General features: G+C 71.2%; 12 protein-coding genes. 7 read left to right on the top strand and 5 right to left on the bottom strand.

Going from position 1 to position 15,812, the window contains the following annotated elements:
• Positions 1 to 80: 80 nt before the first annotated feature.
• A complete protein-coding gene (locus tag OOK38_RS17180; protein WP_266759461.1) occupies positions 81 to 1,475 on the bottom strand; it encodes an N-acetylmuramoyl-L-alanine amidase in 1,395 nt (464 codons plus the stop codon).
• Between the two features lie 128 nt (positions 1,476 to 1,603).
• On the opposite strand from OOK38_RS17180, the gene OOK38_RS17175 reads away from it, so the two are divergent.
• The 4 genes from OOK38_RS17175 to OOK38_RS17160 all read left to right on the top strand — a co-directional run bounded on the left by OOK38_RS17175 (position 1,604) and on the right by OOK38_RS17160 (position 7,722).
• Complete coding sequence (locus tag OOK38_RS17175; RefSeq protein WP_266759463.1) at positions 1,604 to 2,359, top strand: TIGR03089 family protein; 756 nt, start codon at positions 1,604 to 1,606, stop codon at positions 2,357 to 2,359.
• 197 nt (positions 2,360 to 2,556) lie between these two features.
• Positions 2,557 to 3,852 carry an LCP family protein gene (locus tag OOK38_RS17170; protein ID WP_266759465.1) on the top strand — a complete coding sequence of 432 codons (1,296 nt, stop codon included), beginning with the start codon at positions 2,557 to 2,559 and terminating at the stop codon, positions 3,850 to 3,852.
• A 246-nt stretch (positions 3,853 to 4,098) separates the two neighbouring features.
• On the top strand, positions 4,099 to 5,868 hold the full coding sequence (locus OOK38_RS17165; RefSeq protein WP_266759467.1) for an LCP family protein: 1,770 nt from the start codon (positions 4,099 to 4,101) through the stop codon (positions 5,866 to 5,868).
• 123 nt (positions 5,869 to 5,991) lie between these two features.
• On the top strand, positions 5,992 to 7,722 hold the full coding sequence (locus tag OOK38_RS17160; protein ID WP_266759469.1) for an LCP family protein: 1,731 nt from the start codon (positions 5,992 to 5,994) through the stop codon (positions 7,720 to 7,722).
• Between the two features lie 112 nt (positions 7,723 to 7,834).
• Here OOK38_RS17160 and OOK38_RS17155 read toward each other — a convergent pair whose 3' ends face one another.
• Positions 7,835 to 8,866, bottom strand: coding sequence for a glycosyltransferase family 2 protein (locus OOK38_RS17155; protein WP_266759471.1), 1,032 nt, complete (start codon positions 8,864 to 8,866; stop codon positions 7,835 to 7,837).
• Positions 8,867 to 9,170: 304 nt separating this feature from the next.
• Between OOK38_RS17155 and OOK38_RS17150 the strand changes: the two genes are divergently transcribed.
• Positions 9,171 to 10,535 carry an LCP family protein gene (locus tag OOK38_RS17150; protein ID WP_266759473.1) on the top strand — a complete coding sequence of 455 codons (1,365 nt, stop codon included), beginning with the start codon at positions 9,171 to 9,173 and terminating at the stop codon, positions 10,533 to 10,535.
• A 96-nt stretch (positions 10,536 to 10,631) separates the two neighbouring features.
• On the opposite strand, the gene OOK38_RS17145 is transcribed toward OOK38_RS17150, so the two are convergent.
• Complete coding sequence (locus OOK38_RS17145; RefSeq protein WP_266759474.1) at positions 10,632 to 11,180, bottom strand: acyl-CoA thioesterase; 549 nt, start codon at positions 11,178 to 11,180, stop codon at positions 10,632 to 10,634.
• 118 nt (positions 11,181 to 11,298) lie between these two features.
• Between OOK38_RS17145 and OOK38_RS17140 the strand changes: the two genes are divergently transcribed.
• On the top strand, positions 11,299 to 12,585 hold the full coding sequence (locus OOK38_RS17140; protein WP_266759476.1) for an LCP family protein: 1,287 nt from the start codon (positions 11,299 to 11,301) through the stop codon (positions 12,583 to 12,585).
• An 8-nt stretch (positions 12,586 to 12,593) separates the two neighbouring features.
• Positions 12,594 to 13,214: an HAD family hydrolase gene (locus OOK38_RS17135; protein WP_266759478.1), complete on the top strand. Its 621-nt coding sequence runs from the start codon at positions 12,594 to 12,596 to the stop codon at positions 13,212 to 13,214.
• Positions 13,215 to 13,271: 57 nt separating this feature from the next.
• Here OOK38_RS17135 and OOK38_RS17130 read toward each other — a convergent pair whose 3' ends face one another.
• Positions 13,272 to 14,219, bottom strand: coding sequence for a hypothetical protein (locus tag OOK38_RS17130; protein WP_266759479.1), 948 nt, complete (start codon positions 14,217 to 14,219; stop codon positions 13,272 to 13,274).
• Positions 14,216 to 15,808, bottom strand: a complete 1,593-nt coding sequence (locus OOK38_RS17125) for a PP2C family serine/threonine-protein phosphatase (protein WP_266759481.1) — start codon at positions 15,806 to 15,808, stop codon at positions 14,216 to 14,218. Before OOK38_RS17125 ends, OOK38_RS17130 begins: the two co-directional genes overlap by 4 nt.
• Positions 15,809 to 15,812 lie beyond the last annotated feature (4 nt).

Below are 15,812 nucleotides of genomic sequence, written 5' to 3'. Positions count from 1 at the left end.
GCCTCTGTCGTGACTTCAGGTGATCTCTGCCGGTTCCGGCCCGGCCGAGCCGTGTCGGCCGGGCCGGTTCCGGGTCCTGCCTACCGGCCCTGGTAGCGGGCCGCCGTCTTCCTGGCCGAGCCGAGCTTGCCGTAGAGGAGCCGTCCGGGGCACTCCGTGGCGAACCCGTCCCGATGGCCGGAGATCACGTTCAGTCGTACGTTCTTTCCCTTTCGGTAGAGATTGCCACCGGCCGACGTCAGGTATGTCTTGCCACGCGGATTGCCGCCGTAGAGACCGAGCTTCCATGCCGTGAGCCGCGCGATGGCCTTGAGCGCGGCGTCGGGCGGCTTCGTGCCGGCGAAGTTGCCGAGGACGGCGATCCCCATGCTGTTCGTGTTGAAGCCGAGGGTGTGGGCGCCCTTGACGGCCTTCGCGACGCCCCCGGCCCGGCCTTCGTAGATGTTTCCGCACTTGTCGACGAGGAAGTTGTAGCCGATGTCGCGCCAGCCGCTGCTCACCACGTGGTAGCGGTAGATACCGCGGATGAGCGAAGGAACCTGCGAGCAGCTGTACTTGTTGCCCGACGCCGTGTGGTGCACGAAGGCCGCCTTGACCTTCTTCGTGTAGACGAAGCCGCGCTCGCGCAGGTTCTCGTTCGCGCCCCAGCCGCGGCGCGTGACGATGCGGGGACGCGGGCCGATGAACGGCTGCGCGCGCTTCTCGTAGGCGGTCTCGGGGAAGTATTCGCGCTCCGTCTCCTCCTGGGTGAGCGCGGCGATCTCGGTGGCGCCCACGCCCCCTGCCCCGTCCGACGCGCCCGCGCGTCCGCTCCCCGCGCGCGCGTCCGCCGGAGCGCCCCCCTCCCGTCCGGGACCGCGCGCGTCCGCGCCCGGGGGATCCCCGCCGGGATCGACCAGTTCGAGGCGCAGGCCCCTGGGGAGCGGGGAGTCCGCCAGGGCGGTCGCGCGGTCCTCCCACGGGCTGTCCCGCGCACCCTTCTCCGGACTCTCCGCGATCTCCCGCGCCACGCGCTCCGCGTCGACGCGGACTTCGACGCCGTCCGAGTCGCCCACCCACAGCGGGGCGGTGGAGCCGCGCACCCGGTGCGACGCGCTCTCGGCGGTGTCCGGGTCGGCGGCGTGTTCGTGGTTATGGGTCTCGACGTCCTGCCAGCCCGACCAGTGGCCGCTGCCGGCCGCCCGGGTACGGACCTGGACACGACCGTTCAGCTCACTGCTCGGGTCGTCCCAGACGACGCCGATCAGGGAGAACGGCCGTACGTCCCGGCGGGCGAGGCCCTGTTCGGGGGCGGCTGGGCCGAGAGCCCGTTCACCGGTGAGCGGGACGAGTGGCAGGGACTGTGTGCTGCCGGGGACGGCGGTCTCGGAGGTCGCCGCCGACGGCCCGGCCTGTGCCGGGGCGGGCAGGGCGAGCGGAAGGGCGAGAGCCGCCGCGCAGGTGACGCCGATCGAGGAAGCAAGGAATCCACGCATGCTCCTGATCCTGGACATAGTCATATATATCTGTCCATCGCGGAATTGACGGGCAGTCGGAGAGGCTCGGCCGAACCGGTGGCGCGCGCGGTCCGCGCCGCCCGGCGGCCCCGCGTACGCTTGCCCGCGTGAATGCCACCGACCGCACCCCCGCCGACCTGCTGCGATCCGCACTCTCCGCGGACCCGGCACGCCCCTTGGTGACCTTCTACGACGACGCGACGGGCGAACGTGTCGAATTGTCCGTGGCCACCTTCGCCAATTGGGTGGCCAAGACCGCCAACCTGCTCCAGGGCGAGCTGTCCGCCGAGCCCGGCGAGCGGGTCGCGCTGCTGCTGCCCGCGCACTGGCAGACGGCGGTCTGGCTGCTCGCCTGCTCCTCGGTGGGCGTCGTCGCGGATGTCGGGGGCGACCCGGCCGCCGCGGACCACGTCGTCGCGGGCCCCGGACAGTTCGAGGCCGGGCTCGCCTGTTCCGGTGAGCGCGTCGCCCTCTCGCTCGCGCCGCTCGGCCGCCGCTTCCCGACACCGCCCGCGGGGTACGCCGACTACGCCGTGGAGGTGCCGAGCCAGGGCGACCGGTTCACGCCGTACACACCCGTCGATCCGGAGGAGCGGGCGCTGATCGTCGCCGGGGCCGCCTACACGGGCGCGGAGGTCGTGGAGCAGGCCCGCGCCGACGCTCCCCAGCTGGATCTGACGGGACCGGGGTCCCGCATCCTGTCCGCACTCCCGTACGACACGTGGGAAGGCCTGTCCTCCGGCCTGTACGCGCCGCTCGCCGCCGGCGGATCGGTGGTGCTGTGCCGCCACCTCGACCGGCTGGGGGACGACTCGGTCGCCCAGCGGATCGAGAGCGAGCGAGTGACGGCGACGGCCCGCTAGCCGGACACCGCCCGGCCGCGCGTCGGACGTGCGGGCAGGGGCCGTACGGCCCGTGCGGGCAGGGACCGGGCCGTGCGGATGGCTCGTGCGGGGCCTGCCCCGCGGGTCGGCGCGTCCCCCGTTCGGCCCATCACCGGCCCCCCTCACCAGCCACTTCGGGACATGGTCGTAGGAGCAGCCAGACACGCTCGTACGCCATGAGGGGCGGTGGTTCCGACGTGACCGACACCGCAGGCCCGTCCTCCGGGCGCCGGGAAGGGCCGGGACTGGGAGCGTCGCCCACCGGGGCCGGGGTCATACGCAGGCGGCGCCGCTGGCTGCGCTATACGGCGACCGGGGTGGCCGTGGTGGTCCTCGGCGCCGTCGGGGTCGGCTGGGCCGCGTACGAGAAGCTGAACGGGAACATCACGGCCGACAACGACGCGGCCGCCGAGCTCGCCCGGTACGAGAAGGAACGGCCCACCGCGCTGGTGCGCGACGCGCAGAACATCCTGCTGATCGGGTCGGACTCGCGCTCGGGGGCCGGGAACAAGAAGTACGGACGGGACTCCGGGACCGAGCGGTCCGACACCACGATCCTGCTGCACCTCTCCGCGAACCGGCGGAGCGCGACCGCCATATCGCTGCCCCGCGACCTGATGGTGGACGTGCCGAGCTGCCGGCGCCCCGGCGGCACCCGCACCGAGCCCATGTTCGCGATGTTCAACTACGCCTTCCAGGTGGGCGGTTCGGCCTGCACGATCCGTACCGTCGAGAAGCTCACGAACATCCGCGTCGACCACCACATGGTGGTGGACTTCCACGGCTTCAAGGACATGGTCGACGCCGTGGACGGTGTCGAGGTGTGCCTGAGCGAGCCGATCGACGACAAGGCGGCGAAGCTGCGGCTGCCCGCGGGCAAGGTCGTGCTCAACGGCGAGCAGGCCCTCGGCTACGTCCGCGCCCGCAAGAGCATCGGCGACGGCAGCGACACCGACCGCATGGACCGGCAGCAGCGGTTCCTCGGCGCGCTCGTCAACAAGGTGCGCAGCAACGACGTCCTGCTCAACCCGGCGAAGCTGTATCCGGTGCTGGACGCGGCCACTTCGTCGCTGACCACCGACCCCGGGCTCGCGAGCCTGCGCGGCCTGTACGACCTGGTGCGCGGCATGCGCGACATACCCACCGAAAGCGTGCAGTTCCTGACGGTGCCCCGGACGTCCTATGTCCTCAACGCCAACCGCGACCAGCTCGTGGAGCCCGAGGCGGCCCGGCTCTTCGCACGGCTGCGCGCCGACGAGCCGGTGGCGGTCGCGAAGGAACCGCCCCAGAAGCTCGCCCAGGGTCAATCGGCGCTTTCCGCAAGCCCGTACGGGAACTCCCCCCATGGTTACGAAGAGGAGTCGTCCGGCAACGGAAAGTCGAGGGCAATAGGGCCTGTCGTACTCGCCGGGACACCCGATCCGGCACCGACTTTCCGGGGTAACACGGCGGCCGAGGACGCCTGCGGGTAAAGCGCTCACCAAGGTGGGGAACAGCTGAGCTAAGAAGTCTCCGAGAAATGGGACGGATTGCCCAGTTGTAGGGACGTTGAATTTGTCACGGTCGTCGCTCGACGCTGAACTGGGCGGATAGTGTGAGCGATCCGGTGCACCCGGCCACGAGGTTCGTCCTGGAGGCCGCGCACTGTTTGACCGAGACCCGAGCGCCTTTTGAGGGGGAAAGGCGCCGCGTGGCCCCGACGGAGGATTCAGACAACCGTGGACGCGCAAGGCCGTGGGCGGGCGGACAACATCGATCCCGCAGACCAGTGGGTGCTCAACCCGAACACCGGTGAATACGAACTGCGACTGACCCCTTCCGGAGCGCAGTCGGGAGTGCCGCGACCGCGGAGGGCTAATCCCTCCGCAGCGGCACGCACCCGAACCGCGCCCGCCAGGGATCGCGCGACACCGGGCCGGGACCGCAACGCGCCGGGGCGGGACAGTGACGCGCCCGGACCCGATGTGCCGGGGCCGCGCAGACGCCGCGGCGAACCGCCGGAGCCCCTTCCGGGGCGGCGGCGCGGGCGTACCAGGCCGCCCAAGAAGTCGAAGGCCAAGAAGATAGTGCTCTGGACCGGCGGCACCATGGCGCTGGTGCTGGTGGCTGTCTCGGGCGCCGCGTACGCCTATCTCAAGCACCTCGAGGGCAACGTCCAGACGGAGGACGTCGGCGATTCGGCCAAGGACGGCTTCAGCAAGGACGAGGCCTTCAACCTCCTCATCATCGGCACCGACAAGCGCACCGGTGCGGGCAACGAGGGCTACGGCGACAAGAACAGCGTCGGCCACGCCGACACGAACATCCTGCTGCACGTCTCCAAGGACCGGACGAACGCGACCGCGATGAGCATTCCGCGCGACCTCATCGTCGACGTCCCCGACTGCAAGACGAAGCAGGAGGACGGCTCCGAGAAGATCATCAACGGTACGGACAACGTCCGCTTCAACACGAGCCTCGGCCAGGGGGGCCGGAACCCCGGCTGCACGATGGACACGGTCAAGGCGGTCACCGGCATCACCCCCGACCACTTCATGATGGCCGACTTCAACGCCGTCAAGACGCTCACCAGCGCGGTGGGCGGTGTCGAGGTCTGCGTCGCCAAGGACGTCAACGACCCCGACTCGCACCTCAAGCTCTCCGCCGGCGAGCACACCCTCGAGGGCGAGCGGGCCCTCGCGTTCGTGCGCACCCGGCACAGCTTCGGCAACCATGGCGACCTCGACCGCATCAAGGTGCAGCAGCAGTTCCTGGGTTCCCTGATGCGCAAGATGAGTTCGAGCAACACCCTCACCAGCCCCACCAAGCTGTACAAGCTGGCGGAGGCCGCCACCAAGGCGCTGACCGTGGACACCGGCATCGGCAAGGTCGACACGCTCAAGGACATGGCCATGGAGCTGAAGAAGGTGCCGACGAAGAACATCACCTTCACCACGGTGCCGGTGATCGACAACCCGGCCGAGAAGACGCCCGTCACGGTCGTGGTCAGCCCGACGGCGTCCCAGCCCGTCTTCGACGCCATCAAGAACGACGTCTCCTTCACCGCCGTGAAGCAGAAGGCGAAGAAGGAGAAGGCCGCGGTGGCCGCCCGCCTCAAGGGCTCCCGCTCCGACGCCTCCGAGATCCGCGTCGACATCTACAACGGCGGCGCCGAGTCCGGCTCCGCACAGGAAACTCTTAACTGGCTGCAGAATGATGAGGGCGTGCTCAAGTCCAGCCAGCTCGGAAACGCTGACGAAACCCTCAGCAGGACGACGCTGGAGTACTCTCCCGACCAGGCCGACCAGGCACGCAAGCTGGCGGATCTGATGGGGTTGCCCGCTTCGGCGATGAAGCCCGGCGAGAGCGAGAAGAACGCACAGGGGCTGCCCGCGATCGTGCTGACCCTGGGCAAGGACTTCAAGGGCGCCGGAGTGTCACTGACCACTCCGACGAAGGCGCCCGACGTGGACAAGTCCACTGCGGACAAATCGGTGTGCGCCAAGTGATGACCTGACGGGTCCGTCGAGCGTCCTACAGGACGCGAGAAACGTGCGGCCGGGCGTGAAAGCGTCCGGCCGGACGTACGACGGACCCGTTTGTCAGGCGCAGGGTGGGGAGGGGCTGGGGAGATGGCGCAAAGCAGTGTGCGCGGGGAGGGAGCACGGCCGCGTGAACCGCGGGCCGGGGAACTGGGCTGGGACGACAGCATGTACGAGGAGGGCGGCGAGCCCGTCCGGACGGCTGACGGCGGTCCCACCCGGCTCGACGGCGAGCGTGACGGCGACGGCGTTCGTCCGGCCGACGACACGGCGCCGACCGGTCCGCAGGGGCAGGGCCGGCACGGCGGAGGCGGTGGCGGACGGCGGCACGGGGGAGGCGGCCGTCCCCGACGCAGACGTCGAATACTGCGCTGGTCGGCGATGGTGCTCGCGCTCCTGATACTCGGCACCGCCGGCGCCGGCTACCTCTACTACCGGCATCTGAACGCCAACATCAAGAAGGACGACCTGAACATCGGCGACGCGAAGGACCGCGCCGCCAAGTCGAAACCGAACGCGGCGGGCCAGACCCCGCTGAACATTCTGCTGATCGGTTCGGACGCCCGGAACTCGGCCGCGAACCAGAAGCTCGGGGGCGCGAAGGACACGTTCGACGGGCCGGCCCGCGCGGACGTCCAGATGCTGCTGCACCTGTCGGCGGACCGCACCAACATGTCGGTCGTGAGCATGCCGCGCGACACGCTGCTGGACATACCCACGTGCACCGACCCCGACACCGGGACGGCGTACGCCGCGAGCACCACCGTGATCACGAACGACTCGCTGCGCCGCGGCGGCCCCGGCTGCACGGTCGCCACCTGGGAGAAGCTGACCGACATCCACATCGACCACTTCATCATGGTCGACTTCGCGGGCGTGGTGTCGATGGCCGACGCGATCGGCGGCGTCCCCGTCTGTGTGGACGCCAACATCTACTCGCACACCTCCACCGGCCACGGCTCCGGGCTGAAGCTCGAGAAGGGCACGACGTCCATCAAGGGCAAGCAGGCCCTGCAGTGGCTGCGGACGCGGTACGGCTTCGAGGACGGCAGCGACATAGGCCGGACCAGGGCCCAGCACCAGTACATGAACTCGATGGTGAAGCAGCTGCGCGACAACGCCACGCTGAGCAACCCGGGCAAGCTGAAGAGCCTCGCGGAGACGGCCACCGAGGCGCTGACCGTCGACGACGGCCTGGGCACGGTGACCAAGCTCTACGACCTGAGCAAAGAGCTGAAGAAGGTCCCCGCGAAGCGCATCAACATGATGACGATGCCGTGGGTGTACTCCGCCGACGGCAACCGGGTGCTTCCCAAGGTCAAGGCCGCGGACAGTGTCTGGCGGCTGATGCGCGAGGACATCGCGCTGGACGGCAAGGGCAAGAAGAAGGCCACCGAGAGGACGTCGTCGGACCCGGCCGCCGCGGACGACAAGATCGCGGTGCAGGTGCAGAACGGCACCCGCACCAGCACGCTGGCGCCGGTGCCCGGGCGCGCGAACGCGGTGACCGAGCTGCTCGTCGGCAAGGGCTTCACGGCGTCGAAGGCCGACCTGGCGGTGGCGACCGCCGACGACACCACGGTGATCCGCTACCCGAGCGACGATCTGGAGGGGGACGCCCTGCGGGTCGCCAAGTCCCTCGGGATTCCGACGAGCGCGGTGGAGAAGTCCGCGAACGTCTCCGGCGTCACGCTCGTCGTCGGCGCCGACTGGCGGGACGGCACGGCGTACAAGGCACCGTCGGACGACGACTCGACGCCGTCGTCCGATGAGCTGAACGCCGGCAAGTGCATGAAGGTCAACCCGGACTTCACCTGGTAACAGGACCGACAGCGAAGACAGTTGGGCCCCTCTCGACTTCGAGAGGGGCCCAACTCATGTACAGGTCGGCCCGGTTGAAGCCACCAGCGGTCTCATCCGGAGCCGGGTGGGCTCAGTTCGAGCCGCTGAGGACCGCGGGACGCCGGGACGCGATGACCTTCCTGGCCAGCGCCTTCGGACTGGTGAGGAAGCCCCAGCCCCACGACATGTGCATCGTCGCGAGGGCCACGGGGATCTGGAGGCGGGCCTTCGGCGGCAGCCCCTTGCCGGCGGGCAGCGAGCCCAGCCCGATGGCCGCGAGATAGCCGGCCGGGACGACGAAGCCCCACGGGGTCAGCGCCGCGCCGACGAGCACGCCCGCCGCGATCGCGCAGACGGCGGTCGGCGGGGCGAGGTAGCGCAGGTTGATGGAGCCCTCGTGGTAGCGGGCGACGACATGCCGCCAGCGGCCGTAGTCCTTGTACTGCTTGGCGAGGGCCTTGACGGACGGCCGCGGCCGGTAGGACACCTTCAGCTCGGGCGAGAACCAGATGAGCCCGCCCGCCTCCCGGATCCGGAAGTTCAGCTCCCAGTCCTGGGCACGGATGAACTCCTCGTTGTAGCCGCCCTGCTGCTCCAGGGCCTCGCGCCGGAAGACCCCGAGATACACGGTCTCGGCCGGGGCCGCGTCGCCGCCCGTGTGGAAGGCCGCGTTGCCCACACCGATCTTCGACGTCATGGCGGCGGCCACGGCGTGCTCCCAGTCGTTCTCGCCCTCGGCGTGCATGATGCCGCCGACATTCTGCGCGCCGGTCTCCTCCAGGAGCCGTACGGCGGTGGCGATGTAGTTCGGGGAGAGGATGCCGTGCCCGTCGACGCGCACGACGACGGGGTGCCGGGACGCCTTGATCGCGGCGTTCAGCGCCGCGGGCGTGCGCCCGGTCGGGTTCGGCACGGTGTGGACCCGCGGGTCCTCTCGGACGAGTTCGGCGGCGATCTCGTCCGTCCGGTCCGTTGAGGGACCGATGGCGATCACGACCTCCATCTCGCCGTCGTACTCCTGCGCCAGGATCGCTTGGACGGCCCCGCGCAGATGCCGCTCCTCGTTGAGGACGGGCATGATCACAGAAACGGCGGGGGACCGCACGTCAGACTTCTCGCTCATCGGAGCTCACGTTACCGCGAACGGGGGACACCGGCGCGCGGCGCCCGGCGTAAGAACCGGGCCGCAGATCGTATGGGCCTACCGTGCTCACGGATCCCCACGCCAGCGGAACGCGGCCCCGGCCGGCCTCGCGGAACGCATCACTCCCCCGTCCAGCCTCGCGGAGGTGTCCCCCTTGCCCACGCCGCCCCGCTCCCCCGTCCGCCCTCAGCGCCCCCCACGGCCTTCTCCCGCACGGCGACCCGCCCGACGGCCCGACGGACGGCTCGCGCGCCCCGTACGGCGCAGGAAGCCACGCTGGGCCATGCGGGTGGTGACCACCATTTCCGTGGTGGTCCTCGCCTCGGCGGGCATCGGGCACGCGGTGGTGACCAGTCTGGACGCGGACATCGCCCGGGTCGACCCCTTCAAGGACATGAAGAACCGGCCCCAGGCCGGCAACGGCATGAACGTGCTGCTGGTCGGCACCGACGGCCGGGACAAGATCACCGAGGCGGAGCGGCGGAAGTACCGGCTCGGCGGCGCGCCCTGCCACTGCACCGACACGATCATGATCGTGCACATCTCGGAGGACCGGGAGCACGCCAGCATCGTCAGCCTCCCGCGCGATTCGTACGCCGAGACGCCCGAGCACACCGACGCGGTCACCGGCAGACGGCACGGCCCCCACCCCCTCAAACTGAACGCGGCGTACGCGGAGGGCGGCCCGAACCTGACCGTGCGGACCGTCGAGAACATGACCCACGTGAAGATCGACCACTATCTGGAGGTCGACTTCACGAGCTTCATGAAGACGGTGGACGTGCTCGGCGGCGTCCGCATCTGCACCGCGCAGCCGCTCAAGGACAGCTACACCGGCCTCGACCTGGCGGCGGGCTCGCATCTGCTGGGCGGCGGACAGGCCCTGCAGTACGTACGGTCCCGGCACGCCGACGGCTCCTCCGACCTCGGCCGGATGCAGCGCCAGCAGCGCTTCCTGGCGGCGCTCGTCGAGCACGCCACCTCGTCCGGGGTGCTGCTGAACCCGATGAAGTTCCGCGACGTGACCCGTGCGGTGCTGGGCTCGGTGCGGGCCGACAAGGGCTTCGGCACGGACGAACTGCTGGATCTGGGCCGGGCGATGCGGAACTTCTCCCCGTCCTCGTCCGAGTTCACGACTGTGCCGATCGGACAGATGGGATACGTCGTCAAGGGCATCGGCTCGACCCTGAAGTGGGACGAGAAGAAGGCCGGGAAGCTCTTCCGGGCCCTGCGCGACGACAAGCCGCTCGCCGAGCGCCGGGCCCCGCGGCCCAAGGCCGTCCGGGTCGCGGTGGCCCCGCAGCAGATCCGGGTCCAGGTCGAGAACGGGACCGCCACGACGGGCCTCGGCAAGCGGGTCGACAGCGCGCTCTCCGCCACCGGGTTCCGGACGACGGGCCGGCCCACGACGGCCAAGGACCACGCGGTCCGGCGCACCGTCGTGGCGTACGACCCCCGCTGGGACCGCTCGGCGAAGTCCCTCGCGACCGCGCTGCCCGGTTCCGAACTGCGCGCCGTTCGCGGGCAGGGCCCGCTGCTGAAGGTGATCGCCGGTGCGGACTTCAGGCAGGTCACACGGGTACGGGCGGAGGATCAGCACCAGGGGGAGTTCGGGGTGGTGACGGGAGACCAGGTGGTGTGTCCGTGACCGCGGGCGCCCGACCCGGGCCTCCCGGCCCCTGACCCCCGCCCCTCCACCGTGACCGACGTGACGGGTCCTGGTCCGTGACCGACCGGACAGGTCCTAGTCGTCGAGGCCTTCCGCCGCGCGCTTCTCACGGAGTTCCATGATCGCGCGGCGGCGGGCCAGGCGGTGGGTGCGGCGGATCTGCGCCTCCTGGTAGCGGCGCTCGTCGCGCTCGGTCTCGGCGATGACCGGCGGGACCCGGCGGGGCTTGCCGTCGGCGTCGACCGCGGCGAAGACGAGATAGGCAGAGCCGACCTGCTGGGGCGGTGTGGACTCGTTCCAGCGCTCGGCGAGGACCCTGACACCGACCTCCATCGAGGTGCGGCCGGTCCAGTTGACCTGGGCCTTCACATGGACCAGGTCGCCCACGCGGACGGGTTCCAGGAAGGCCATCTCGTCCATCGAGGCGGTGACCGCGGGCCCGCCGGAGTGCCGCCCGGCCACCGCTCCCGCCGCGTCGTCGACGAGCTTCATGATCACTCCACCGTGCACCGAGCCCAGAAGGTTCGTGTCGTTGTGGGTCATGATGTGGCTGAGGGTGGTTCGGGACGCGGAGGTCGGCTTGCCCGGAATATCGTTTTCCGGGTTGGGGGCCTGGTCTGTCATGTCCTCCACCTTATGCCGGGCACGCGTCGGTCTCTTTGCATCAGCTCTGCAACAGGCGTGACCCAGATCTCCCTGCTCTCTTGTAAGACACATGGTGGAGAGCGGCACACTGGTCCGCATGAACGATTGGCCCGACGGGTGGTCCGACGACAACCGCAGCAACCGCTACGGACGCGGCAGCGCAGGCGCACAGCCTGAGAGCGCCCGCGTCATGCGCCAGGTCCGCCGCGGACCGGCACCCGCACCGGGCCAGGACGCGCCTCCGTACGGCGGCGGGGTGCCCCGGCAGCCGTCCTACGTCGACGGTCAGGGCTACGACGACGGCTACGACTCCGGCTACAACACGGGCCATGTGTACGGGACCCCGGGCGGGCCCGGCGATCCGCAGGGCCCCGGCGACGGCGGCGCGTACCCGCGCCGTCCCGCGCCGAACTGGCGGCGCCGGATCAAGTGGACCGCGATCACGCTGGTCACCGCGCTGGTCGTGGTCTCCGTCGGCACGTACTTCTGGGCGGACTCCAAGCTCCACCGTGACGTGGATCTCTCCAAGGTCATAGACCGGCCGGAGACCGGCGAGGGCACGAACTATCTGATCGTCGGTTCCGACAGCCGCGCCGGCATGTCCGCCGAGGAGAAGAAGAAGCTGCACACCGGCTCTGCCGAGGGCAAGCGCACCGACTCGATGATGATCCTGCACACCGGGAGCAACGGCTCGACGCTGGTCTCGCTGCCCCGTGACTCCGACGTCGAGATCCCCACGTTCAAGGGCTCCGAATCCGGCAAGACGTACCAGGGCACCGGCAAGCACCTGAAGCTGAACGCCGCTTACGCCATGGACGGACCCGAGCTGCTCGTACGCACCATCGAGGCCAACACCGGTCTGCACATCGACCACTACGTGGAGATCGGCTTCGGCGGGTTCGCGAGCATCGTCGACGCCGTCGGCGGTGTCGAGATGACCCTCGACAAGGGCTTCAAGGACAAGTACTCGGGCGCCGACTTCAAGGCGGGCAAGCAGACGCTGAACGGCGAGCAGGCCCTCGCCTTCGTCCGTACCCGGCACGCCTTCGCCGCCTCCGACCTGGAACGCACCAAGAACCAGCAGAAGTTCCTGGCCGCCCTGGCCCACCAGGTCGCGACCCCGTCGACCGTCCTGAACCCCTTCAAGCTCTACCCGACGATGGGCGCGGGCCTCGACTCGCTGGTCGTCGACAAGGACATGAGCCTGTGGGACCTGGCCGACATGTTCTGGGCCATGAAGGGCGTCACCGGCGGCGAGGGCAAGTCCATGAACATGCCGATCTCCGGCTCCTCCGGCGGCAACCTCGTCTGGGACAAGGCGAAGGTGAAGACGCTGGTGGACGAGCTCAAGAACGACGAGAAGGTCACGGTGTCGGGCAACTGAGCACCACCGTGTCCCCCGTCTCCACCGGACGGCCCTTCGACGCCGTGCTCTGCGACGTCGACAACGTGATCCGGATCTACGACCCTTCGCCCCTGGCGGCCCTGGAACGGGCCGCCGGGCTGGCCGAGGGCACCACCATGAAGGTGGCCTTCGCGCCGGAGACGGCGCTTCCGCTGGTACTCGGCCGGATCACGCCCGACCAGTGGGCGCGGTCGACCGCGCGCTCCCTGACCGGGCTCGTGTCCGGGGCGACGGCCCTGGAACTGGGTACCGCGCTGGCCCGGTCCCCGTTCCACGCCGACGAGGACGTGGTGGCGCTGCTGCGGCGGGCCCGCGCCCGGATGCCCCTGGTCCTCGTCACCAACGCGTCCGTCCAGCTGGAGCGGGACCTGGCGGCGCTGGGCCTCACCGACCTCGCCGACCATGTCGTCAGCAGCGCCCGCGTGGGCCTCGCCAAGCCCGACCACCGCATCTACGACCTCGCCGTCGCCCGCGCCGGCGTCCCCGCCGACCGGTGTCTGTTCGTCGACGACACCTGGGAGAACGTCGAGACGGCCACCGCGCTGGGCATGCGCACCGTGCACTACCGGGAAGCCGGGGATCTGCGGCGGGCGCTGCGGGGGCTGTGAGAACCGGGGCGGTCATGACCTGACCCCCGCCCCGGCCCCTTTCCTGTTGCCGGTGGGTCAGTTGCGCAGGGTGATGCGGCCCCTGGTGCGTGGGCCGTCGAACTTGGAGCGGTCGACGACGGGCCGCGGAGCGGGCTCCGCGGCCATCAGGCGGATGGTGTCGCGGCCCGCCAGGGCGGTGCACCACTGGGCGAGGTGGGGGCGGGTGCCACGGGGGCCGGACGCCTGCTCCCACAGGGCGCGGACCGCTTCGGCCCGCCGGTCGTCGAGTACGCCGGTCAGCGGATGCAGGGGCTTGCCGGGGGCCAGGTAGGCGTCCTGGCTCAGGACACGGCCGACGACCAGGGCCACCTTGTAGCGGTCGCTGTCCACCGTGACGGTGCCGGGGGCGGCCAGCGGGTCGTGCCAGTCGGGGGTGTCCGCCTGTTCCAGGACCGGGGGCCTGCCGACCAGGCGTACGCCGTCGCAGTCCAGGAGATACGGGCCGGGTGCGGGCCGGACGGTCCACAGCACGTTCGCCTGGGACACGTCGCCGACCACCAGCCCCAGGGTGTGCAGCCACTGGAAGAGCCCGACGACGGCGACCACCAGCGCGTACCGCTCGGCCGGTGACGGCTGGGCGACGGTCTGCCAGGCCGACTTGGGAGCCCGGAGCAGATAGGACAGGTCGGTCAGCCGGGCCTCGCCGCGCGCGGTGCGCCAGGTCATGGAGTCCGGCGCGCGGTTCATCAGGAAGCCCGTCGTCCTTCCGCCGTCCATGACCCGGCACAGCGGCCACGCCGTCTCCCGGTCCAGCCGGTCCCGGTCGGCGGGGGCGAGCCCCTGACGCAGGGCGACGAGCGCCGCGAGTTCCCCGCCGGCGGCCTTCCCCGGCTCGCGGTAGCTCTTGTACAGCAGCCCGCCCGGACCGATGACGTCGTACACCTCGCCCTGACCGCCGTCACCGACGCGCACCCCGAGGGTGAGCGAGCCGAGGGACACGTCCGCGCCGTCGGCGGGGCTCACGGGGCGGCCTCCCACAGGACGACGGCGGTGCGGTCGTCGTCGTACGACTTCACGCGGTACTGCAGCTGCCACAGGAAGTCGGCCGGTGCCGGCACGGTCCCCATCCCCCATCCGGACGCCAGGAAGTCCCGCATCCCGGCGTCCCCCGCGAGGGGCGTGGACAGGCCGTCCGTGCACAGCACGAGCACGTCGCCGGGCAGGGCCGGGGCGAGCAACCGGGCGCGGGCGCGGTGCCCGTGCGGCAGGGCGGCCGTGCGGGTGTCGATCATTCCGTCCCCGTCGTGCTCGGGGTCCGTGAGGGACAGGTTCCACGCGCCGTCGCGCAGCAGCGCCGTGCCGCCGTCGCCGACGGCCAGGAAGCCGCGGGTACGGACGCGTAGGTCGAGCGGGACGAGCAGGGCGCGCAGGGTGGTGGCGTAGGCGGCGGGGTCGTCGCCGTGCTCGCGGGCGCGGTGCGCGAGGAGCGTCGCGACCCGGCCCACCGCGGTGTCCGCCAGCACGGCGAACCGGGGCTGATCGCCGGAGCGCAGGGCTTCGGAGAGTTCCGCGGACAGGCCGTCCAGCTCGATCGCGGCGAGCCGGCAGGCCTCCTGGGAGCCGATGTGCGAACGGGCCGCCGACCCCACGCCGTCCGCCACCGCGAGCAGCAGCAACCCGTCGGCGCCGGGCGCCCCGAGGCGCACCACGGCCAGGGAGTCCTGGCGCGGCTCGCCCTGATAGCGGTGCGAGTCGCCGCGCACGGACGCCGCCCGCACCGTCAGGGCGCCGTACCCGGCGCCGTCCACCACCATGTCGGGCGTCAGCGCGGCGGTCGGGTCCTGCCGGACCGAGGGGAGTTCCAGGGGCTCGGGCGCGTACAGCGGGGGCTTGGGGCCGGAGTGGAACGGCGCGCCGAGCGTCGGGACGGCCGTGCCGCGCGCGGCGGGCTGCTCGGGAGCGGGTCCGGTTGCCGGTCCGGACCCGGGCCCGGGCGACCCGCAGGCGTGCGGGGGCGGCGGCGCCTGCCGGGCGAAGCCGGGCAGGGGGGACGCCGGCGTCGGTTCGTACGACGAGGGCGGCGGCGACTTCTCGAACCGGGGCCGCGGCGGCTGCTGGGCGAGGCCGGGCAGCGGCCCCGGCGGCGTCGTGTCGTACGACGCCTCCGGTGGTGGCGACTGCCGGGCCGGCCCGTAGGACGGGTCGGGTGGTGCCTGCCGGGCCGGCCCGTAGGACGGGTGAGGTGGTGCCTGCCGGGCCGGCCCGGACGACGCGTCCGGTGGTGACGGCCGGGTCGACGCGTCCGGTGCTGACTGCCGGGTCGGCCCGGTGGGCGGTGCCGCGGACGGCTCGGGCGCGGTGACGGCCGCGTCGGGCTCCGGCTGGTCGGTGAAGAACTGGTCGACGCTCTGCCAGGTCGCGTCCAGCGGGTCGGGCTCCCGCGCGTCCGGCCAGCGGAGATCCGGCTGCCGGGCATCCGGATCTCCGCTGGCCGCATCGGGCCGGCCCCCGTCCGGCCTGCCCGCACGTGCCCGGCCCCCGTCCGACTCCCGCGTGGCGGGCTCCCGCGGGCTGGTCCGGGACGGTCCGGCGGCGTTCATGTCGTTCCCCATCGGT

It is taken from the genome of Streptomyces sp. NBC_00568, assembly GCF_026341855.1.
Lineage (GTDB): Bacteria > Actinomycetota > Actinomycetes > Streptomycetales > Streptomycetaceae > Streptomyces.
The sequence above is the reverse complement of the archived record's forward strand: the minus strand, read 5'-3'. Positions and strand labels throughout refer to the sequence as shown.